Source organism: Streptomyces sp. NPDC002144 (assembly GCF_053593695.1).
The window spans coordinates 126,894-148,182 of sequence record NZ_JBSFDB010000004.1 but is presented as its reverse complement, the minus strand read 5'-3'; the positions used below and the strand labels follow the sequence as shown (position 1 = coordinate 148,182).

The following is a 21,289-nucleotide window of genomic DNA, read 5'->3' as shown; positions in this document are numbered from 1 at the left end:
GCTCCGTAAGAAGAGATCGGCGAGGCACTGGTGGATCCTCGCGCTAGTTCACGTACCAACAAGTGGCTACGATGATGCTACCCGTCGGTAATAAGAAGCAACCCCGATCCGGCCATCTGTGACCGAGCCCTCGTGCGAGGTCAGTACTCTGTGGTGCATGTACGGCTACGACCAGAACGTTGGGGCCCAGCAGCAGTACGGCGTCCCGCCGCAGCAGCAGATGCCGGGCGGGTACGGCCAGCAGCCGCCGCTGTACCCCGAGCCGTCGCCGCCGTCTCTCGCGGACGCGGTGCGCGCCTTCACCACCGGGCAGATGTCGGCCGAGGACTTCCAGCAGGTCTTCGCCACCTCCAAGGTCTACTGCCCGCGCGGCGACAACCCCGGTTTCCTCGCCCTGCACAACACCCAGCAGCCGGTGATCCCGATGTTCACCTCGCTGAAGGAGCTGCGCCGGTATGCGGGCAAGGAGTCCAAGTACTTCGTGATCACGGGGGCCGAGGTCATCGACCTCCTGCCCACCGGCTACGGCTTCGTCCTCGACATGGAGGGCGAGCACCGGATGGTCTTCGACGCGAAGGCGGTCGAACAGATGGTCGACTTCGCGATGCGCAGAATGTACGGCTGAACCGCTCGCGCAGCCGGGAGCCCGGAGGGAATGCCCTCCGGGCTCTCTCTGTTGTGGGGTAGCAGAAAGTTCAACGCTCAACTAAAATGGCCGCACAAGGAGGTACCGACATGCCCGCTGTGACCGTCGAGAACCCGCTGACCCTGCCGCGCGTGGCCGCCCCGGCCGACGCCGTGGCCCGTCCCGTACTCGCCGTCACCACCGCGCCCAGCGGTTTCGAGGGCGAGGGCTTCCCGGTGCGCCGAGCGTTCGCCGGGATCAACTACCGCCACCTGGACCCGTTCATCATGATGGACCAGATGGGTGAGGTGGAGTACGCGCCCGGAGAGCCGAAGGGGACCCCCTGGCATCCGCACCGCGGCTTCGAGACCGTCACCTACATCATCGACGGGATCTTCGACCACCAGGACAGCCAGGGCGGCGGCGGCACCATCACCAACGGCGACACCCAGTGGATGACCGCGGGTTCCGGCCTGCTGCACATCGAGGCCCCGCCGGAGTCCCTCGTCATGTCCGGCGGTCTCTTCCACGGTCTGCAGCTGTGGGTGAACCTCCCGGCCAAGGACAAGATGATGACGCCCCGCTACCAGGACATCCGCGGCGGCCACGTCCAGCTGCTGACCTCCCCCGACGGCGGCGCCCTGCTGCGGGTGATCGCCGGTGAGCTGGACGGTCACGCGGGCCCCGGCATCACCCACACCCCGATCACGATGATCCACGCGACCCTCTCCCCCGGTGCGGAGATCACCCTGCCGTGGCGGGAGGACTTCAACGGCCTCGCGTACGTCCTCGCGGGCCGCGGTTCGGTCGGCGCGGAGCGCCGTCCGATCCACCTGGGCCAGACGGCGGTCTTCGGCACCGGCGGTTCCCTGACGGTCCGCGCGGACGAGAAGCAGGACACGCACACGCCGGAACTGGAGGTCGTCCTGCTGGGCGGACAGCCGATCCGTGAGCCGATGGCCCATTACGGCCCGTTCGTCATGAACACCCGCGAGGAACTCCAGCAGGCGTTCGAGGACTTCCAGAAGGGGCGGCTGGGCACCATCCCGGCCGTGCACGGGATGTCCGAGGGCGGACTGTAGGGCTTGCGGGGGTCACATCCGGACGGGCCCGGTTCGGACAGGGACGGGACTCGTCCGGATGCAGGCAGGGGCATGCATCGGGCGGGGCGTGCGACGTGGGCCCACCACCCGGTGGTCCGGAGCCTGCCGCGCCGGTGACCGGCGCATCGGGTTGATCGGGGCCCGACGCACTAGCCTCGGGCCATGGTGACGCGCACCCGGCTGTATCACGGCGGCAGTCTCGTGCTGGAGGGTTTTCCCGTCAGCGACGTCTCCGGGCATCTCACCGATCCGGCGTCGGTGGTGTGGCTGGACCTGTACCGGCCCGGGGCCGCCGAATTCACCCTGCTCGGCGACGAGTTCGGCATCCATGAACTGGCTCTGGAGGACGCCGTACAGCGTGGGCAGCGGCCAAAGCTCGACCGCTACCGTACCCACGAGTTCCTCAGCGCCTATGCCGTCGCCGTCAGCCCGGACGACGCGGAACTCTCTTTCAGCGAGATCGCTGTACTACTCACCGGTCAGGCCATGATCACCGTCCGTCAGGACGACGGCTTCGACATCGACAACGTCGTCAGGCGTTGGGACGAGAGCCCGGACCTGGCCGGCCACGGTGTCGGATTCCTGCTGCACGGCCTCCTCGACCATCTCGTGGACGGTCACTTCGCCGCGGTCCAGCGGCTGGACGACGGCATCGAGGAGCTGGAGGGTCTGCTCTTCGCGACCGGGCGCCGCGAGGTCGAGGCCGTGCAACGCCGGACGTTCGCACTGCGGAAATCGCTCGTCCGGCTGCGCCGCGTCGTGCTCCCGATGCGTGAGGTGGTCAACGCGCTCATGCGTCCCGGCCTGCACGTGATCACCGAACCTCTCGTCCCGTATTACCAGGACGTCTACGATCACGTGCTGCGCGCCGTCGAATGGACCGATTCGCTGCGGGACCTGGTGGCTTCGGTCATGGAGACGAACCTCTCGGTCCAGGCCAATCGCATGAACCTGATCATGAAGAAGGTGACGAGCTGGGCCGCCATCATCGCCGTGCCCACCGCGATCACCGGTTACTACGGCCAGAATCTGCCCTATCCCGGTTTTGGCCGCCAGTCCGGCTACATCACCTCCGCCGTCGTCATCGTGCTCCTGTCCGCCGTGCTCTATCTGACGTTCAAGCGCAAGGACTGGCTCTGAGGGGCGCTTCGTCCGGGACGGCAGGTCTCCTCCTCACTCCGCGCGGTGCGGTTTGTGGCGGGCGATCCGCAGGCGGACCTCGGTGAGCGGGAAAGGGGAGCCGGTGGACCGCCGGGCGGTTCGGAGCGGACCCTCGTAGAGGGTACGGAGGGCCGCGCCGGGTGCCCCCCGAGGGGTGAGAGCGAGGTCGACGTGGGTGTGGGGGCGGGTGGGGCGGCCGGTGATGTGGACGGCCGCGCGTGCGACCTCAGGCAGGGCACCTGCTTCGGCGGCGATCGCGTCGCTGAGCGCGCGGCCCCGCAGTTCGACGCCTTCCTGCGGAGGTGTGCCGCCGACGGGCAGTGAGCCGGGGCGGCGTCGGCGCAGCTGGGTGATCAGCCACCACAGGGCGAGCAGGGCGGCGAGGGCGAGGGCGGCGATGACCGCGGGCCACCACCACCAGCCCTGGCCGCTCCAGCGGACTCGGTCGGCGGAGCCGAGCAGGACGTCCTTGGGGGTGGTCAGGGGCCAGTCGGCGGGCGGGACCAGATCGCGTCGCCGGTAGACGTCGAACCCGGCGAAGAGGATCAGCAGACCACCGCCGAGCAGGACCAGTCCGGCGAGGGCCAGCAGGCTGCGGTTGAGTGCGGTTCGCGGCGTCATGGTGCGGGCTCCGGGGGCTGGGGTTTTCCGGTCAGTCGGTGCGTCGCCGCACCCGTACGACGATGCGGAGAGGGCGGGCGAGGTCCAGTCGGTCGCGCTCCTCGTCGAGGGCGGCGGCGAGGTCGTCCTTCACCTGCCGGGGGTCACGGAAGCGGACGTCCGCGCGGGCCTTGACGCGGTGGCGGCGCACCCGGACGCGGGCCGCGCCGACTCCGGGGACCCGCATGGCGGCGTCGCGCAGCAGGTCGGCGGCGCCGTCGCGGTCCAGGGCGGCACGCAACCCGGGTGCGGGGGAACGCAGGGGCAGCCAGTGACGCAGTCCGGGGGTCAGGGCCAGGACGAGCAGCCAGACGCCTGCGGCGGCGGCGACGGCGGCTCCGGTGAGCATCCACACGTCGTCGACAGGGCGGGTGGCCAGTTCGTCGGCCAGGTGCCGCCGCCAGGCTGCCGCCGGGCGTCCCGCCCGCACGGCGACGACATCCACCAGCGCCGCGCCCGCCGCCACGAGAACCACCGAGGCGACCAGCATGGCCGGCAGCCGGCGAGCCGACCACGGGCGGCGGGTCCGGTGCCCTCCGTCCCGCTCACCGGGTGTGTGCCGCGTGTGCACTTCGTGGGCGGACGCGCCGGGCTCCTTCGTCAGCGGCACTGTGGCGCGGTGCGCGGACGGCGCGGGACCGCGTTCGGGAGAATCGGAGTCGGAAGTCATCGGTGCCCTCCTCGCGGAGCGGCATGCCCGAGGACCCGGGCCGTACGGCCGCTCACCGGACCCGCCCCCGGTCCGCGTCGACGGCGGTGACCAGCCGGCGGATGGTGAGGGTGACCTCTCGTACCTCCAGGCCGGTCAGCTGAGCCACTCGGTCGGCGACGTCGCGCTGGATCCGCTCGCAGACCTGGGGGATGTCGGCCGGGTAGGGCAGGTCCATGGCCAGGTGCAGGCGCACCGATCCGGTGCGGACGGCCGCCGAGGCGGCGGGCGCGGCCGGTCCGTCCCTGTCGGGCGGTACGGCGGCCCGCCGGGACTGGGCCGTGCGCGCGGCCCGCGCCGCGATACGGGCGACCACCCTGTCCGGGATGACGGTGGCGCCCCGCTCGGCCGGCGGCGGGAGGCCGGCGGCCCGCGTCGAGGGGCCGGAGCCTTCGCCGAGGGGCGGAAAACCCGGCCGGGTGTTCACCGCTGTCTCCGTGACCGGACGTCGAGGTCGCCCTGGACGACGAGGCCTGTGATCAGCCCCGCCGTTCCCAGGACCAGGACCAGGAGGAACGCCCAGAAGCCGCCGAAGTAACCGGCGAAGCCCAGGGCCATTCCGGCCGCGAGGCCCGTCGTTGCTGCGTTCATCTTGCACTCACCCGTCTCGCGGACGGACGTCGCCGTCCGCGTGATCGGCCGCGCACGCCTGGACGCGGCACTGGATCACCTCACGCGGCCCTCGTCGGGTGCGGCCTCTTCCTCCTCGTCGGGGAGGTGGACGTCGTCGACGGCGATGTTCACCTCGACGACCTCGAGTCCCGTCATCCGCTCCAGGGCGCTGATCACGTTGGCGCGCACGGCGCCGGTCACCTCGACGATGGAGACGCCGTACTCGACCACGACGTCCAGATCCACGGCCGTCTGCCGCTCGCCGACCTCGACCTTCACTCCACGGCTGACGGCGCCACCGCCACCGCCGGGTACGCGTTCGCGCATGGCGCCGAAGGCGCGGGCCATCCCCGCCCCCAGGCTGTGGATGCCCGGTACCTCGCGGGCGGCCATGCCCGCGATCTTGGCCACCACGCCGTCCGCGATCGTGGTCTTCCCGCGCGTCTCGGCCGGAGTCCCGGCCCCGGTGCGGCCCTTCAGGGCGCTCACGCCCGAGTCGGGTCGGTTGCCCCCGCCGACACTGGTCATGTTGTCCGTCATGGCGCTCGCCTCGATCGGTCTGCCGGGCATCGGGGTGGTGCCCGTCAAGAGCTTGGACGGGTGGTGCGGCGGACTACTCACACGCTCGATATGTGATGTGCATCACATAGAAGTCCGGGTACTCGTCCGTTCCGAGCTGAGCGGGAGAGCCATGACCCACAGCACTGCTTCGCCACAGCCGGGCTGCGACCTGCCGGACCGGATCCTGGCCGTACGGGCGGCCGAGGGGAACGAGGACTCCTTCGAGCTTCTCGTCCAGCGGCACACCCGGTCCCTCCTGGGCCTGGCCCGCTGCATGGTCGGCAATCCACAGGACGCCGAAGAGGCCGTTCAGGACGCCTTCCTCAGCGCTTGGCGGCGTCTGCCGGAATACCGGCACGGTGCGGAGTTCCGCACCTGGATGTACCGGATCACCGTCAACCGCTGCCTGACCATGCGCCGGCGTCGGCCGCCGCCCCTCTCTTTGGAGACCGTCGCCGAACCCGCGACGGGCGACGCGTGGAGTCAGCCCGCCCGGTGCGCCGAACAGGACGCGGCCACGGTCGCCCTGTCCTGCGCGCTCGCCGGACTGGACGCCGGACAGCGGCTCTGCTGGGTCCTCAGGGAAATACAGGGCCTGCCCTACAAGGAGATAGCCCACGTGACACACACCACCGAGCAGACGGTGCGCGGCAGACTGTTCAGGGCACGCCGATCCCTGCAGGAGGCGATGGCCCCATGGCGCTAGACGACCCGCACGCGCGGCCTCCCGTACCGCACCCGGCAGGCGAGCCCGGTGGCGGGCCGTCCGCCGCCGATGACGTGCCCCCGCTCGCGGGCGACGAGGTTCTGCCCTGCGGCCGCCTGCTCAGCCGGGTCTGGGAGCAGGCGCAGGACACGGAGCCCGGCGCCGACTCGCACACGGCGGCCTGTCCGTACTGCCGTGAGGCCGTCGAGGGACTCACCGTGGTGAACCGGGCGGCCCTGAGGCTGCGCGACGAGGCCCCGCTCGACCTGCAGGCACTCGTCGACCGCGTCATGAACGTCGTCGGGGCCGAGGCACGGCTCGGGCGACTGCTGCCCCTGGCCGACCCTGACCGCGACCTGCGGATCGCCGAGAGCGCTGCGGCGAAGGTCCTTCGGCAGGCCGCGGACAGGGTTCCCGGTGCCAGGGCGGCGAGCTGCCGGCTCGAACCCGAGGGGGAGGGCACCGATGTACGGGTGACCATGACCCTGGCCGCCACCCTCGACACCCCGCTGCCCGACCGGGTCCACCAGGTACGCCTGTCGGTCCTCGACTCGGCCGCACGGGACCTGGGGCTCGCGGTGACGGATGTCGACATCACCGTGGTCGACGTACTGGAGCCGTCGGCCCTCGGCCCCGCTCTTCCGGCGGGCGGTGGTGCGCGATGACCGCCATCGGCACGGGTGGGCTCCTCGGCGCCGCGGCCGAGGCCGCCCTCGCGGTTCCCGGCGTGGTCGGCCTGCAACCACGCCTCGCCCACCGCCTCGCGGCGGTCACCGCGCCCACGTGGACGGACACCGCGCCCCGCGGCACGCCGCCCGAGGCCGGCGTCCGTGCCGACCGGGCGCCGGACGGCCGGGGATGGGACATCGAGGTGCGCTGCGTCCTGGCCGAAGGACCGCGGGCGGTGGACATCGCCCGGAACGTCCACGACCGGGTGGTCGCCGCCGTCGTCGCCCGCCTCTGCGCTCTCGGTGTCCCGGAGTCCGTCACCGTCACGGTCACGGTGACCCGGCTGGCCGCCCGGCCTGACACCGCTTGAGCGCCGCGGGCGAAGGTCCCGCGGCACCGGACGGTCCCGGAGGAAGCCGGTACGCCGGGCGGGCGCGGTTTCTACTCCGCCACCGTCGGGCCGGACGGCTTCCGGTCCGTGAACGTCTGGCCGGACGGCTTCCCGTCCGGGACCGTCCGACCGGACGGTGACGGACCACCGTGCCGTGCCGGGCGGCCCACCGGCTCCCCGGCTCCCCGGCTCCCCGGGTGACCACCTTGCGCCGGCACGGAGCCGAGCCCGGTCTCCTCCGGCTGCGCAGGCGTCCGCAGGCCGCGTCGAAGAACGGCACGCCGGAGGAGACCGGGCAGGAACGTGTAGAACCGGTCGGGAAGGAACACGGCGTCCGCGATGATCATCGTGCCCGAGAAGAGCGGGAGTCCCAGGACCACCGCGATGGCGACGTGCATGCCCAACAGCGCGATGAGGACGGGATACTTGAGCCTGCCGAAGAGCACGAACGGGAAAGCGACCTGGGTGAGGACGGTCAGGTAACCGACGACCGCCATCACCAGCGGGTACTGGTCCACGGCGTGGGAGACCGCGGGCCACGGCTGGAAGAGGTCGAGGTTCAGCACGTAGTGCAGAGCGGTGCCGTCGTCCCAGAAAGAGCCCTGGACCTTGTACAGGCCGGCCGATCCGTACAGGATGCAGACCTGCGCCGCGATGACGAAGACGCCGCAGTTGTGCACCACCATGGTCAAGGTGACGTGGGCCGCCCGGAGTTGCCGACCGGCAAGGCTCCGCTCCCGCGTCGGCGCGACGTCCGCACGCGCCGCCTTGATCCGCTCTCTGCGCGCGTCCAGGGACCAGCGACGACCGCACGCCGTGAGCACGAGGTAGAGGGTCATCAGGAGGAGGAGGTTGTCGCCCCCGTCCGTCATGAAGATCGCCCTGGCGTGGAAGGAGGCCACCACGGCGGCGAAGAGCACGGACATGGCGCGGGTCCGCCAGCCCAGCATGAACAGCGCGGACGTCACGAGGGCCAGCACATAGCAGAACTCGAAGTAGCCACGGCTGTCCGAAACGATCAGGAAGCTGTACCAGCCCGTCTGGTCGAAGAGCTGTGCCGCCAACGCGGGTGTCCATGGAGAGCCCGGACCCCAGATCTCGTCCCGATGCGGGAACTCACGCAGGAGAAAGACCAGGTAGAGCAGCCCGTAACCGATACGCAGGACGGCCGTGGCGTACAGGGACACCGGCCGACCGGTGACAAGGGTCCACAAGGCATCGGTTCGGTCGAGGAGCCACCGGTGGACCGGGCCGGGGACCCATGTCCTCGGGCCTACGGGCCGGTCCGGCGTGACGGCCGCTGCCGGGAGTGCGTGGACCTGCTCATTTCCCACGGGGGGTCACCTTCCACCAGGGCAGGAGCCGGTTCTCCACCGGTGTCGGGGACAGGTGCCCGGCCGCGGTGCCGGGCGCGTCGACGGGCAGAGTGACGACGCGAAGCTGGACGAACTCGAACGTGCCGCCGTGATGGCGCGCCACGCGCTCCGCGGCGATGTTGCTCAGGTACTTCTGCATCATCACGGCCCGTGGCGAACGTGCGGTGTCGTCCTCTCCGTGGGTGTCGACATACGAGGCCCAGGCGCGGCGCAGCAGGTTCTGAGCCGTGTGGCTCGGAAACGGATCGTGCTCGACGGCGGTACGGTCCAGGGCGGTCAGGTCGATCCAGGGGCTGACCCGCACCGACCCGTTGGACGCGGTGTGCGCGGTTCTCGCCATGATCCGCCGGTTGACGGAGTCGGGGTTGGGGGCGAAGAGCCGCCAGTTCTGTTCGAAGAGGGGATACACCCACGCGTCGACCTGCCGGCTGTACCGCCTCGAGACGGGGTTGGGAGGTGCCACGTGAAGGAAGACGGCACCGACGTGGACCAAGGTCGTCATCAGGCACAGGAGGACGGTGGTGTGCAGGCCGGCTCTCAGGATCCTCGCGCTTGCGGTCCGTCGGGAGGGTGGGTCCGCGTCGTCCCGTCGCTCCCACCGGAGCGGGCCGGCGTCGGATCGCTCGGTTTCCCCCACACGCGCTGAATGAATTCCGCTCGACACCGCCCACCTTGCTTTCTCGTGCCGCTGCCATGCTTCCGAGGTCCGTGCGGATCGACACCGGCGGCGCGGGGCGGAGCCCAGGGGGCTCCCGCCGCGCGCCGTCATCGGGTGTACGGACCTCTCACCGCTCGCCGACTACCCTTCGTAGCCGTCCTGGCCGTCCTGGCCGTCCTGGCCCTCTGGCTTCGGGGCATCGCCGTAGCCGTAGCCGCCGTAGCCGTGGCCGTTGTGCTCGTCGGGCTTACCGCCTTGGCCGTGGTCCGGCTTGCCGGGGCCACCCTGATGCTCGTAGCCCGGTTTGCCGTGGTTGTCGTGGCCGCCGCCGTGGTCCGGCCCACCGGGTTTGCCGCCCTGCTGGCCCGCGACGTTTCCGGCGGTGTTGCCCGAGGTGTTCCCGGCCGTGTTCCCGGAGGTGACGTTGTTCCCCGCCGTGTTGCCCGAGGTGTTCCCGACAGCGCCGCCGGTCGTGACGTTGGCGATGGGGCCGCCCAGTAGGCCGCCGCTGACCAGACCCCCACCGGTCACACCGACGGTGGTGCCGGTCGTCGATCCGCCCGTGGTGCCGGTCGTGGTGCCCGTCGTGGTGCCGGTCGTCGTGGTGCCGGTCGAACACGAGTTGAGGAAGATCCGGTTGGTGTCGAGCGTCACGGCGCCGTTGCGGGCCAGCGCCCGGCCCTCGATGTTCGTCCCCGTGGTCACGTGGATGTCCGTCAGAGCCATGATGGTGCCGACGAAGGTGGAGTTGGTGCCGAGGGTGGCAGAACTACCGACCTGCCAGTACACATTGCACGGCGAAGCGCCGTTCGTCAGGAGTACTCGGCTGGAGGACGCTGTCGTGAGGGCCGCCGGGATCTGGAAGACCCAGACGGAATTCGGGTTTCCACCGGCGTCCAGGATCAGGTCGCCGGTGAGTCCGACGCCGGAGGAAGCGGTGTAGACGCCCGGGAGCAGCGTGGTGCCGTTGCCGATCCCCGCCGCGAGGGCGAAGTCGGTCGCCTGACCCGCCGCATTGTTGTACGCCGTGACCAGATCGGACTTGGCCTGAAGCGCGACGGCGTCGGCGGCGTGCACTGCGCCGAGCACCTGGCCGGGCGGGAAGCCGGTGATGGCCGGATTCGGGTGCGTTCCGAGATCGTGGCTGATCACGGTGGGGCCGGTGTTGGTGACTCCGGCACCCGCCAGAACGGAGAAGCTCGCGGCCGTGGCCAGCGGTACTGGCGTGGCGATGGCCTCTGCTTGGACGGGTGTCAGGACGACCATCGCGGCGGCGACCGTCGCGGCGAGGGTTGAGGCGAGCAAGCCGGGCAAGCTGCGGCGGCCGGCTGTTCGCGGGATCTTCAGCTTCATCGGAATGCCATTTCCTGTGGGGGTCGTGGCGTGCCGGACCCTAACCGAATGCCCGGGAGCCCTGATCTGGTCGTGCATATTACGGAGGAATCTCCCACCGCCAACAGGAAATGAAAGAGAGTCGGGATTTCCGAGAATTAAGCCCTCGAATGCGCGAGGCGTTGGGAAATTAATATTTCCGATTGTTCGGTGTTCAGCAGGGGGTGCAGACCCGCTTTTGAGCGGTATTTCGAGCTCCCCGGCGCGCCGGCTACGCGTCCTCGTGGAACTCGAACCAGATGCTCTTGCCCTCACCCCGGGGGTCCACGCCCCAGGAGTGGGCGAGGAGTTCGATGAGGACCAGGCCGCGGCCGGAGGAGGCCATCTCGCCGGGGCGCCGTTTGTGCGGGAGGTCGTCGCTGGTGTCGGTGACCTCGACGCGCATCCGGCGGCCCCCGGGCTCGCCCCGGACCTCGGCCTGCATCAGCGCGTCCGCGTCCGTGTGCACCAGGACGTTGGTCAGCATCTCGGACAGCAGCAGTACCGCCGAGTCGACCTGGTCCTGGGAGGGCCAGTCGTGGAGGAGTTCGCGCAGGTGCTGGCGGGCCACCGCGACGCGTTCGGGTTCGGCCTGCGCGACGGAGAGCAGCGTGCGGCGGACCGTGGGCGCCGGGGCGAGCGTGTGGTCGAGGCCGCCGTCGTCCCCCGGGCGGCACAGCAGCATCACCGCTATGTCGTCCTCGCGCCGGTCCGCGAGCGGGCCCGTGGTGTAGTGGGAGGACGGGCCGTGCACGCCCTGGACCAGGGCGTCGGCCAGTTCCTCCAGGTCGCCCTTGTGGTCCTCGAGGATCGTACGGATGCGCTGCCAGCCGCTGTCCAGGTCGTGACCGCCGGTCTCGATCAGGCCGTCGGTGCAGATCAGCATCGTCTCGCCGGGTTCCAGCGTGATGCGGGTGGTGGGGTAGTCGGCGTCCGGGTCGATGCCGAGCGGGAGGCCGCCGGCCGTCGGGCGGGTCAGTACCGTGCCGTCCGCCATCCGGATCGCCGGGTCGGGGTGGCCGGCCCGGGCGATGTCCAGGATGCCGGTCACCGGGTCCGCCTCGACGTACAGACAGGTCGCGAAGCGCAGGTCGGGGGACTCGGGGTCGCCGTCCGCCATGCCGTGCAGGAAGCGGGAGGCCCGGGAGAGGACCGCGTCCGGGCGGTGGCCCTCGGAGGCGTAGGCGCGCAGGGCGATACGGAGCTGGCCCATCAGTCCCGCCGCGCGCACGTCATGGCCCTGGACGTCGCCGATGGCCAGGGCGAACCGGCCGTTGGGCAGCGGGATCATGTCGTACCAGTCGCCGCCGACCTGGAGGCCGCCGCCGGTGGGGACGTAGCGTGCGGCGACGGTCATGCCCGGTATCTGGGGGCCGAGCGTCGGCAGCATGGAGCGCTGGAGGCCGTCGGTCAGGGCGCGTTCGGTCTCCTGGGCGCCGGCCCGGGACAGGGCCTGGGCGAGCATCCGGGCGACGGTCGTCAGCACCGAGCGTTCGTCGGGGGTGAAGGCGACGGGATAGGCGAAGGAGGCCATCCAGGCGCCCATCGTGCGTCCGGCCACCGTCAGGGGCAGGAAGGCCCAGGACTGGCGGCCGAAGCCCTCCACCAGCTGCCACATCACCGGGTAGCGGGTCTTGTAGTCCGCGGGGGAGGAGAGATAGACGGCACGGCCGGTACGTATGACCTCGGCGGCGGGATGGTCCGTGTCCAGGGGCATGGGGGAGAACGGGTCGCCGTCGCCGGGCTGGTAGCCGTACAGGCCGACGATGGTCAGCCGGTCGCCCTCGACGCCGAACACCGCGAGCCCGTCCGGCGAGAACCCCGGCATCGACAGCCCCGCCGCGACGCGCAGCACCTCCGCGGTCGAGCGAGCCTCGGCCAGCGCCCGGCCCGCGTCCAGCAGGAACGCCTCCCGGGAGCGCCGCCAGTCGCCCGTGACGGCACTGCGCCCGGCCGGTGTGCCGGGCGTCGGTTCGGTCACCTCCTGGAGGGTGCCGATCAGCTGGAAGGCCTGCCGTTCCTTGTCGTACGACGGCTTGGAGCGGGAGCGGACGACGCGGATCACCCGGCCGTGCTCGTCCATGATCCGGATGCGGACCTCGGCGAGGGTGCGCTCGGCGACGGCGAGACCGACCACGCTGATGATCTCGTTCCAGTCGACCGGGTGCAGCCGGGACCGGGCCTGGGCCTCCGTGAGGGTGGTCTGTACGGCGGGCAGGCCGAGCAGCCGTGCCGCCTCGGAGTCGACCGTGACCAGCTCGGTGGCGGTGTCCCAGTGCCACAGACCGGTCGCGAGGGTGGCGAGAACCTCCCCCACGGGCGGCAGAGGCTCGCCAGTGCGCATTGCCCCACTTTATGAAGAGGTGATCGAGGCGTGCCACCGATCATCGACAGTTCGTGCGGTTTGATGCCCGGAACCGAGCGGTTGGAGGCCGCAGGACGACCGCCCTTAATGGTGGGGAGCCGATCTTACGGTGCCCGGTACGCTTGGGTGGTGTTTCACGTGAAACACGGCCCCCTATCCGCGAAGACTGGATGAACGACGATGCATCGGTACAGGTCCCACACCTGCGGCGAGCTCCGCGCCTCTGACGTCGGCACCGACGTCCGGCTGAGTGGCTGGCTGCACAATCGGCGCGACCTGGGCGGCATCCTCTTCATCGATCTGCGCGACCACTACGGCATCACGCAGCTCGTCGCCCGCCCGGGCACCCCGGCCTACGAGGCCCTGGACAAGGTGACCAAGGAGTCGACGGTCCGCGTCGACGGCAAGGTCGTCTCCCGTGGGGCCGAGAACGTCAACCCGGAGCTGCCGACCGGTGAGGTCGAGGTCGAGGTCGGCGAGGTCGAGCTGCTCGGCGCGGCCGCCCCGCTGCCCTTCACCATCAACGCCGAGGACGGGGTCAACGAGGAGCGGCGTCTGGAGTACCGCTTCCTGGACCTGCGGCGCGAGCGCATGCACCGCAACATCATGCTGCGTACGGCGGTCATCTCGGCGATCCGGCACAAGATGACGGCGCTCGGCTTCAACGAGATGGCGACCCCGATCCTGTCGGCGACCTCGCCCGAGGGCGCCCGTGACTTCGTGGTCCCCTCCCGGCTGAACCCCGGCAAGTTCTACGCCCTGCCGCAGGCGCCGCAGCAGTTCAAGCAGCTGCTGATGATCTCGGGCTTCGACCGCTACTTCCAGATCGCGCCCTGCTTCCGTGACGAGGACGCCCGCGCCGACCGCTCGCCGGGCGAGTTCTACCAGCTCGACGTCGAGATGAGCTTCGTCGAGCAGGAGGACGTCTTCCGGCCGATCGAGCAGCTGATGACCGAGCTGTTCGAGGAGTTCGGCGGCGGCCGCCATGTCACCTCCCCGTTCCCGCGGATCCCGTTCCGCGAGGCGATGCTGAAGTACGGCTCCGACAAGCCGGACCTGCGGGCCCAGCTGGAGCTCGTCGACATCACCGACGTCTTCGAGGGCTCGGAGTTCAAGGCGTTCGCCGGCAAGCACGTGCGCGCGCTGCCGGTGCCGGCCGTGCAGGACCAGCCGCGCAAGTTCTTCGACCAGCTCGGTGACTTCGCCGTCTCGCTGGGCGCCAAGGGCCTGGCCTGGGTGCGGGTCGCCGAGGACGGTTCGCTCACCGGCCCGATCGCGAAGTTCCTCACCGAGGAGAACGTCGCCGAGCTGACCAAGCGGCTGTCGCTGGCCGCCGGGCACGCGGTGTTCTTCGGCGCGGGCGAGTTCGACGAGGTCTCCAAGATCATGGGCGCGGTGCGGGTCGAGGCCGCCAAGCGCGCCGGGCACTTCGAGGAGAACGTCTTCCGCTTCTGCTGGATCGTCGACTTCCCGATGTACGAGAAGGACGAGGAGACCGGCGCGATCGACTTCTCGCACAACCCCTTCTCCATGCCGCAGGGCGGGCTCGAGGCCCTGGAGAACCAGGACCCGCTGGACATCCTGGGCTGGCAGTACGACATCGTCTGCAACGGTGTCGAGCTGTCCTCCGGCGCGATCCGGAACCATGAGCCGGACATCATGCTCAAGGCCTTCGAGATCGCCGGTTACGACCGGGAGACCGTCGAGGACAAGTTCGCCGGCATGCTGCGCGCCTTCCGCTTCGGCGCCCCGCCGCACGGCGGTATCGCCCCCGGCGTCGACCGCATCGTGATGCTGCTGGCCGACGAGCCCAACATCCGCGAGACCATCGCCTTCCCGCTCAACGGCAACGCCCAGGACCTGATGATGGGCGCGCCGACGGAGCTGGAGGAGGCCCGGCTGAGGGAACTGCACCTCCAGGTGCGCAAGCCGCAGCCGAAGTAACCCGGCGGACCCGAAGGGCTCGAAACCGACGTCGGTTTCGAGCCCTTTCGCTTGAGCCCCTTGATTCACAGCTCTTTCCGATGTTTTTGCCAGGCGTCCCACGCCTACGGTCGCTGGCCATGACAGACACGCAGACACCGGAAGAGAGAAGGAAGGTGGCCCGCCGTACGGTCCTCGCGGCCGGCGGGGTGGCCGTGACCGCGATCGGGGTGGGCGGGGCCTTCACGGCGGGCGCGGAGGCCTCCGACCGGGAGGGCGACGCCTGCTACACCCTCACCTCCGAGCTGGTCGAGGGGCCGTACTACATCGACGCCGACAAGATCCGGCAGGACGTCACGGAGGACCAGCCGGGCATCCCGCTCGCGCTGCGGCTGAAGGTGATCGACGCCGAGACGTGCCGACCGGTGCGGAACGCGGCCGTGGACATCTGGCACTGCAACGCCACGGGCGTCTACTCCGGGTACGAGGAGACGGGCAGCGGGGGCGGGGGCGGCGGTCCGTCGGGTCCTCCGCCCTCCGGTACGCCGACCGACTCCCCCACCGGCGTCCCGACCGGTTCTCCCCCGCCCGGCGGTGGCGGCGGCCACCAGGAGCCGACCGACGACAAGCGCTACCTGCGCGGCACCTGGCGCACCGACCGGCACGGGGACGTCGCCTTCCGTACCGTCTTCCCCGGCTGGTACCAGGGCCGTTGCGTGCACATCCATGTGAAGGTCCACGTGGACGGGGTCTGGACCGACGCCGGCTACGAGGGCGGGCACACCTGCCACACCGGACAGCTGTTCTTCGACGAGCGGTCGGTGCTGCTGACGGCGGCCGTGGAGCCGTACGCGAGCAACACCACGACCCGGACGACCCTCGACGAGGACGGCATCTACCCCGGCAACGGGCACGAGGGCGGGCTGCTGTACCTCGACTACGACCGCCGCCGTATCGCCCGGGGCGTCCACGCCCGCCTCACCCTGGGAGTCACCCCGGACCAGACCCACGACGGCTGACCCACGCCGGCGTCGGCCTGGAAGCCTCACCGGAGGCGCACAGGAAGTGCGAGGGAGGGGCACAGAAGCCTGTCGTGTCATGGGTGGTGACATCGCAGGTGGTGCGGCCCCCGGGCCCGCCCGGGCAAGGAGGACGTCATGGGGTACGCGATCGCGCTCGCGGCGCTGTTGGTCGCCGGTTCCGCCGGCGCGGTCGTCGCGCTGCGGCGGTCGCGGGCCGGCCGTGGCACGTCCGGGCTGGACGCGGAGGCCGAGGCCAACCGCTGGCTGATCCGGCTGGGCGCCGGCCTGATCCCGCCCGGCGCCGCCACCTGGGCGAGCGCCGGCGAGACGGCGGGCCGGGCGCTCACCGAGGCCGCCGAGTGCCACCGCACCGCCCGCGCCCTGCTCGCCGAGGCCCGCACGGCGGCGGAGTACGGCCGCGTGACGCGGACCGCCCAGGAGGGACTGCGTCACGTCGACGCGGCCCGCGAGGCCCTCGGCCTGTCCCCCCACCCCGTCCCCACCATGCCGGAGCCCCGGGTAAGGCAAGCCTTTCCCGGGGCCCTGACCAACAACGGCTCGAAACCGACGGCGATTTCCGCCCACCCCTGAGACGGCTCAGGAAAGGCTCTTGTACGACCCCCAGCCGCTCGCGATCTTCGCCCGCGCCCCGAACGACCCCTTGCCGTCACCGCTGTTGCGGTACAGGTTGCCGCCGGAGTCACGGGAGACGAGGTCGGACCGGCCGTCGTCGGTGATGTCGCCGACGCCGACGATCGCGTTGTAGGAACCACCCCAGTCGGTGAAGAGCTTGGTCCGCGCCGCGAAGGTGCCGTCGCCCTTGCCGTTGAAGCGGTACAGGGTGTTCGCCCCGTCCTGGGCGAGCAGGTCGCCGATGCCGTCGCCGGTGATGTCACCGACGCCCGCGATCTTCTTGTAGCCCTTCCAGCCGTCGTACAGCTTCACCCGGGCGGACAGCTTGCCGGTGCTGGTCGCCTTGTACAGGTACAAGGCGCCGGTGGAGGAGTTGCGGGCGACCAGGTCCGCGCGGCCGTCGCCGGTGATGTCGCCGGGCGAGGTCAGGACGTCGTACTGGTTCCAGCCGCTGCTGCCGAGGGTCGTGTACGACGTCGACGGCTTGAGGGCCGCGTTGCAGCCCGGCTTGTACAGCCGCAGGGCGCCGCTGCTCAGCCGGACCAGGACGTCGTTGCAGCGGTCGCCGCTGAGGTCGCCGAACGGCACGAACCGCGCGCTGGTGGGCCAGCCGGTGCCGGTGGTCTTCTGCCCGAACTTTCCCGTGCCGGTGCCGTGCTGGTACGTCAGCCCGCCCGAGGAGCTGAGGGTGAGCAGGTCACCGCGGCCGTCGGGGCCGTCGACGCTGGCGAAGTCGTGGCGCACGGGGTTGCCCCGCTGCAGGAAGCCCTCGCCGGAGGCCACCGTGACCGGGGTGGCGGTGGCGAGGCCGGTGGCCTTGAGGGTCCAGGTGAAGTCGCCGTTGGGGAAGCGGTCACCGCTCGCGGTCTTGCCGTCCCAGCCCGCCGACAGCTGTGCCGTGACCGTCCCGCCGGTGATCGTGCGGGTGGCCCGGCCCTTCGGACCGCTCTGCACGGACGTGAAGGTCAGGGACCAGGAGGCGACCGGACGGGACAGCAGCCACGCGCCGGTCCAGGCGGTGGAGCCGCCCGGCTGCACATAGCTGTCGGCCTCCGTGCGGAAGGCGGTCGGCGCGGACGGGGCGACGCCGGTGGTGGCGACATGCGTCTGCTCGAACCGGTCGAACCAGGCGACCAGGCCCGTGTACTCGTCGACCGTCCAGCGGAAGCGGCGGTCCACGGCGAGGCCCGTGTCGGGCAGGTCGGAGGCGATCACCCGGATGGCACCGGTCGTCGCGTCGGTGAGCACCAGCCGGTCCGCCTCGTGGTCGTGGCGGACCGTGAAGCCGTCGCCGAGCAGGACGTCACCGGGCGTCACCGCGACGGACGTGGCCGCCTTGGTGTCGTACACGCCCGCCGACGCCGTACCGCAGGCCCAGTACACCCAGCGGCCCGCCGCCTGCAGCTCGCTCGGCACGCAGGCGAGGGAGGGGACGGTGACCGTGGCGAGGGTCTTCTTCTCGGTGAGGCTGTAGGAGGTGAGCCGGCCGGCGGTGTCGGCGCTCCAGAGGGTGGAGCCGTTCAGGGCGGCGGCGCGGACGGAGCGCTTCAGCTGCTCGCCGTAGCCGAACTCGCCGACGTACTGGGTCGGCGTGGCACCGCCCGAGTTGTAGATCGCGTACCCGTCGGACACGTCGACGATCCCGCCGCCCGCGGTGCCGAAGCTCAGCTTGTCGTCGGAGGTGCCGTCGCCGATGGCGACCAACTGGTCGGTGTTCTCCGGGCCGTTGTCGTTGTAGTACGTGTTCTGGAAGACGTCCTGGGGTCCGTCGCCGGTGTTGCCCCACAGCACCGAGCACGAGACGCCCGGGTAGGGGCAGACCGGCGCGATCGAGTCGCCGTCCCTGGCGTCCGACGCCGTCAGCCCGGCCGAGCCGTTCGTCGTGAGCGTGCGCACGGACGTCGTGTCGGAGGTGCTGCGCGGGTTGTCCTCGGCGACGCGCAGGCTGCCGCGGCTGAGCGCCAGACCCGTCTTGGGGTTCTCGTACGGCGGGATCTTGACCAGTTTCGTCAGCCGCGGGGTGCCGTCGGCGCCGAGGGAGACCCGCTGCACCCACCAGTCGGCCGCGGTGGTTCCGCCGGTGACGAGGGCGCCGCCGTCGGGGGTGGCCAGCGGGGTGCCGTACCACGCGCCGAGCAGGGTCTTCCTGGTGCCGTCGGTCAGGGACACGGCCTGGACGCCGGAGGCGCCCGTCAGCAGCGCCCAGTCCCCGACGAGCACCGGGACCGGCTTGGGGGCGACGTTGCTCTCCTCGCCGGCCAGCGGGACCGTCTCCGCCGCCGAGAGGTCGGCGCGCGGCTTGAGGTGGAGGCCCGCGGACTGCGTGTACCAGCCCACCCGGTCGCCGGTGAGCACGACCTCCGGCACGGTGTCCCGGGACAGGCCGGTGAAGACCGGGGTGAAGCGGGCGGCGGCGAAGTCGAGGTAGCCGACGCTGTACGTCGTGAACCGGCCGTCCGCGTCGCGGTCGGGGTAGGCGAACAGGGCTCCCTTTTCGTCGCCGGTGCGCGCGTTGTTCCACTCCCAGGTGCCGTCGGCCGGGTAGCCGGTGACCACGCGGTCGCGCTGCTCGCCGTCGACCAGGTCGACCAGGTGCAGGACGTGGCCCTCCAGCTCCTGCCCGTCGACGACGCCGTTGTACTCGACGGTGACGCTCGTCTCGCCGTACGTCCCCACCCGGTCCGCCGAGTGGCTCAGGTCGAGGGTGCGCAGGGGGCCGCCGCCCGGGCTCCACAGCGACACCGGGTCGCCGTAGGTGCGGTCGGGCAGCGCCACCGTGTCGGCGGCCTGCCCGAAGACGCCCGAGGCGCAGCGCGTCTCGATGTCGTAGCAGCTGGTCGTGGTCGGCTTGTAGATGCCGGACGGCCCCTCGACGGTGACCGTGCCCCCGTCGTCGTAGTCCGTCCACAGCAGCCCGGCGACCCCCGACTGCCGGTGCAGAAAGCCCGTCCTGCCCGCCGCGAGCAGCTGCTCGGTGCGGGGCGAATCGGTGCGCGGGTCGTCCAGGACGAGCTCGGCGGTGCCGGCCGCCGCGGTGGTGGCGGCCTGTGCGGCGCCCCCGTCACGCGTGCCGGAGAACAGGGTGATCGAGCCGGCCGCCAGGACGACCGCGAGCGTCGAGACCAGGGCGTGCCGACCGCCCCGTCCCAGGGCGTGTCTGCCCACGTGAGGTTCCCTCCCCGCGAGGGCCCCCGCCCTCGCACAAGTGAGCGGACTTTAACAGTGCATGGGCCACGCATGGGAAGCGGGTGGGGGTCCGGTGGGGAAAAGAAGGTGATCGGGGACGGCAACTTCCTTGATCCCGGCGGCCACTTGAGGGGGGAGTGCTCTTTCACGAGTGCTCCACGAACCGCACATGTCCCGCAACTGTCCGTAAGGAAGTCCCCGTGGCCTCTGTCTCCCACCGCCGGTCCCTCCGCAGGCGGCGCACCCTCGTCGTCTCCGCCGCCGTCGTGGCCGCCGGTGTCGGTGCCGGTGTGCTCGTGATGAACGCGAACGCCGGGACGACCACCGTCGACCTGTACCACCGGACGCTCGCCGCCAAGGACGGCTGGGCGTCCTCCGGTTCCGGAACGACCGGCGGCGCGAAGGCCGACTCCGCGCACACCTTCACCGTCTCCACCCGCGCCCAGCTGGTGAAGGCGCTCGGCTCGGTGTCGGACACCACCCCGCGGATCATCAAGGTCAAGGGCACGATCGACGCGAACACCGACGCGTCCGGAAAGAAGCTGACCTGCGCGAACTACGCGTCCGGCACCGGATATTCACTGGCGTCGTACCTGAAGGCGTACGACCCCGCCACCTACGGCCGCTCCAGGCTGCCCTCCGGCACGCTGGAGAAGGCGCGGGCCGCCGCGCAGAAGAAGCAGGCCGCGACCATCGTCTTCAAGGTGCCCGCCAACACCACGATCGTCGGCGTGCCCGGCACCAAGGCCGGCATCACCGGCGGGATGCTGCAGATCCAGAAGGTCGACAACGTCATCGTCCGCAACCTGACCTTCTCCCACACCGAGGACTGCTTCCCGCAGTGGGACCCGAAGGACGGCTCCAGCGGCAACTGGAACTCGCAGTACGACTCGGTCACCCTGCGCGGCGCCACCCATGTCTGGGCGGACCACAACACCTTCACGGACGCCGGGCACTTCGACAGCGCCAACCCCAGGTACTACGGCCGTGAGTACCAGGTCCACGACGGGGCCCTGGACATCACCAAGGGCTCCGACCTGGTGACCGTCGAGCGCAACCAGTTCACCAACCACGACAAGACCATGCTGATCGGCGCGAACGACAGCGACAGCACCGGCAAGCTGCGGGTGAGCATCCACCACAACGTCTGGAAGGGCATCGTCCAGCGCGCGCCGCTGTCCCGCCTCGGCCAGATCCACATCTACAACAACGTCTACGAGACGGCCACGCTGAACGGCTACGCCCTGCAGTACAGCATCAACTCCCGGGCGAAGGCCCAGGTCGTGGCCCAGAACAACTACTGGCGGATCCCCGCGGGCCAGAAGATCTCGAAGCTCCTCAGCGGCGACGGCACCGGCTCGATCAAGGGCAGCGGCAACGTCGTCAACGGCACGACGACCGACCTGGTCGCCGCGTACAACGCCGCGCACTCGAAGAAGATCAGGACGACGGTCAACTGGACGCCGACTCTGACGGCGGGCCTGGAGTCCTCGGCGAAGAACCTGCTGACGGAACTGACGTCGACGACGGGGGCGGGCGTGCTGTCCTGACGGTGCTG

The 21,289-nt window shown here is 70.8% G+C and carries 20 protein-coding genes; 10 read left to right on the top strand and 10 right to left on the bottom strand.

The features are described 5' to 3' along the window. Positions 1-157: 157 nt before the first annotated feature. From ACWCQ1_RS07905 to ACWCQ1_RS07895, 3 genes are all read left to right on the top strand, one after another. Positions 158-625, top strand: a complete 468-nt coding sequence (locus ACWCQ1_RS07905) for an SseB family protein (RefSeq protein WP_133044023.1) — start codon at positions 158-160, stop codon at positions 623-625. Positions 626-735: 110 nt separating this feature from the next. Then, entirely contained in the window at positions 736-1,707 is a 972-nt protein-coding gene (locus tag ACWCQ1_RS07900; protein WP_358597548.1) for a pirin family protein, read from the top strand. Between the two features lie 183 nt (positions 1,708-1,890). Next, on the top strand, positions 1,891-2,868 hold the full coding sequence (locus tag ACWCQ1_RS07895; protein ID WP_358597551.1) for a magnesium transporter CorA family protein: 978 nt from the start codon (positions 1,891-1,893) through the stop codon (positions 2,866-2,868). A gap of 33 nt (positions 2,869-2,901) precedes the next feature. Here ACWCQ1_RS07895 and ACWCQ1_RS07890 read toward each other — a convergent pair whose 3' ends face one another. The 5 genes from ACWCQ1_RS07890 to ACWCQ1_RS07870 all read right to left on the bottom strand — a co-directional run bounded on the left by ACWCQ1_RS07890 (position 2,902) and on the right by ACWCQ1_RS07870 (position 5,410). Beyond that, the gene (locus tag ACWCQ1_RS07890; RefSeq protein ID WP_358597554.1) at positions 2,902-3,510 is read right to left on the bottom strand and encodes an alkaline shock response membrane anchor protein AmaP; all 609 of its coding nucleotides are present in this window, start codon (positions 3,508-3,510) and stop codon (positions 2,902-2,904) included. A gap of 31 nt (positions 3,511-3,541) precedes the next feature. Next, the gene (locus ACWCQ1_RS07885) at positions 3,542-4,219 is read right to left on the bottom strand and encodes a DUF6286 domain-containing protein (protein WP_451026064.1); all 678 of its coding nucleotides are present in this window, start codon (positions 4,217-4,219) and stop codon (positions 3,542-3,544) included. A 52-nt stretch (positions 4,220-4,271) separates the two neighbouring features. Then, complete coding sequence (locus ACWCQ1_RS07880) at positions 4,272-4,685, bottom strand: Asp23/Gls24 family envelope stress response protein (protein WP_358597560.1); 414 nt, start codon at positions 4,683-4,685, stop codon at positions 4,272-4,274. Then, on the bottom strand, positions 4,682-4,849 hold the full coding sequence (locus tag ACWCQ1_RS07875) for a hypothetical protein (RefSeq protein WP_358597563.1): 168 nt from the start codon (positions 4,847-4,849) through the stop codon (positions 4,682-4,684). The genes ACWCQ1_RS07880 and ACWCQ1_RS07875 overlap by 4 nt, the downstream gene beginning before the upstream one ends. 75 nt (positions 4,850-4,924) lie before the next feature. Further along, positions 4,925-5,410 (bottom strand): Asp23/Gls24 family envelope stress response protein, encoded by a 486-nt coding sequence (locus ACWCQ1_RS07870; protein WP_358597566.1) that lies wholly within the window; start codon positions 5,408-5,410, stop codon positions 4,925-4,927. 151 nt (positions 5,411-5,561) lie between these two features. Between ACWCQ1_RS07870 and ACWCQ1_RS07865 the strand changes: the two genes are divergently transcribed. Genes ACWCQ1_RS07865 through ACWCQ1_RS07855 form a run of 3 tightly spaced genes read left to right on the top strand, consistent with a single transcriptional unit; the run spans position 5,562 to position 7,176 of the window. Next, the gene (locus ACWCQ1_RS07865; RefSeq protein WP_358597569.1) at positions 5,562-6,137 is read left to right on the top strand and encodes an RNA polymerase sigma factor; all 576 of its coding nucleotides are present in this window, start codon (positions 5,562-5,564) and stop codon (positions 6,135-6,137) included. Next, positions 6,128-6,802 (top strand): Asp23/Gls24 family envelope stress response protein, encoded by a 675-nt coding sequence (locus ACWCQ1_RS07860; RefSeq protein ID WP_358597572.1) that lies wholly within the window; start codon positions 6,128-6,130, stop codon positions 6,800-6,802. The genes ACWCQ1_RS07865 and ACWCQ1_RS07860 overlap by 10 nt, the downstream gene beginning before the upstream one ends. Further along, positions 6,799-7,176, top strand: a complete 378-nt coding sequence (locus tag ACWCQ1_RS07855) for a hypothetical protein (protein ID WP_358597575.1) — start codon at positions 6,799-6,801, stop codon at positions 7,174-7,176. Before ACWCQ1_RS07860 ends, ACWCQ1_RS07855 begins: the two co-directional genes overlap by 4 nt. 71 nt (positions 7,177-7,247) lie before the next feature. On the opposite strand, the gene ACWCQ1_RS07850 is transcribed toward ACWCQ1_RS07855, so the two are convergent. The 4 genes from ACWCQ1_RS07850 to ACWCQ1_RS07835 form a co-directional block, all read right to left on the bottom strand. After that, positions 7,248-8,411 (bottom strand): HTTM domain-containing protein, encoded by a 1,164-nt coding sequence (locus ACWCQ1_RS07850; protein WP_451026149.1) that lies wholly within the window; start codon positions 8,409-8,411, stop codon positions 7,248-7,250. Between the two features lie 109 nt (positions 8,412-8,520). Next, on the bottom strand, positions 8,521-9,075 hold the full coding sequence (locus tag ACWCQ1_RS07845; protein ID WP_358597578.1) for a DUF5819 family protein: 555 nt from the start codon (positions 9,073-9,075) through the stop codon (positions 8,521-8,523). A 297-nt stretch (positions 9,076-9,372) separates the two neighbouring features. After that, complete coding sequence (locus tag ACWCQ1_RS07840) at positions 9,373-10,584, bottom strand: ice-binding family protein (protein ID WP_451026063.1); 1,212 nt, start codon at positions 10,582-10,584, stop codon at positions 9,373-9,375. Positions 10,585-10,834: 250 nt separating this feature from the next. Next, positions 10,835-12,946, bottom strand: a complete 2,112-nt coding sequence (locus ACWCQ1_RS07835; protein WP_358597584.1) for a SpoIIE family protein phosphatase — start codon at positions 12,944-12,946, stop codon at positions 10,835-10,837. Positions 12,947-13,147: 201 nt separating this feature from the next. On the opposite strand from ACWCQ1_RS07835, the gene aspS reads away from it, so the two are divergent. The 3 genes from aspS (at position 13,148) to ACWCQ1_RS07820 (ending at position 16,503) form a co-directional block, all read left to right on the top strand. Beyond that, on the top strand, positions 13,148-14,911 hold the full coding sequence (gene aspS / locus ACWCQ1_RS07830) for an aspartate--tRNA ligase (protein WP_358597587.1): 1,764 nt from the start codon (positions 13,148-13,150) through the stop codon (positions 14,909-14,911). A gap of 119 nt (positions 14,912-15,030) precedes the next feature. Next, the gene (locus tag ACWCQ1_RS07825; protein ID WP_358597589.1) at positions 15,031-15,909 is read left to right on the top strand and encodes an intradiol ring-cleavage dioxygenase; all 879 of its coding nucleotides are present in this window, start codon (positions 15,031-15,033) and stop codon (positions 15,907-15,909) included. 138 nt (positions 15,910-16,047) lie between these two features. After that, positions 16,048-16,503 carry a hypothetical protein gene (locus ACWCQ1_RS07820; RefSeq protein WP_451026062.1) on the top strand — a complete coding sequence of 152 codons (456 nt, stop codon included), beginning with the start codon at positions 16,048-16,050 and terminating at the stop codon, positions 16,501-16,503. A 6-nt stretch (positions 16,504-16,509) separates the two neighbouring features. Here the strand turns inward: ACWCQ1_RS07820 and ACWCQ1_RS07815 are convergent, their stop codons facing one another. Next, on the bottom strand, positions 16,510-19,710 hold the full coding sequence (locus ACWCQ1_RS07815) for an FG-GAP repeat domain-containing protein (protein ID WP_358597592.1): 3,201 nt from the start codon (positions 19,708-19,710) through the stop codon (positions 16,510-16,512). A 221-nt stretch (positions 19,711-19,931) separates the two neighbouring features. Between ACWCQ1_RS07815 and ACWCQ1_RS07810 the strand changes: the two genes are divergently transcribed. Then, entirely contained in the window at positions 19,932-21,281 is a 1,350-nt protein-coding gene (locus ACWCQ1_RS07810; protein ID WP_451026061.1) for a pectate lyase family protein, read from the top strand. The last annotated feature ends 8 nt before the right edge of the window (positions 21,282-21,289 follow it).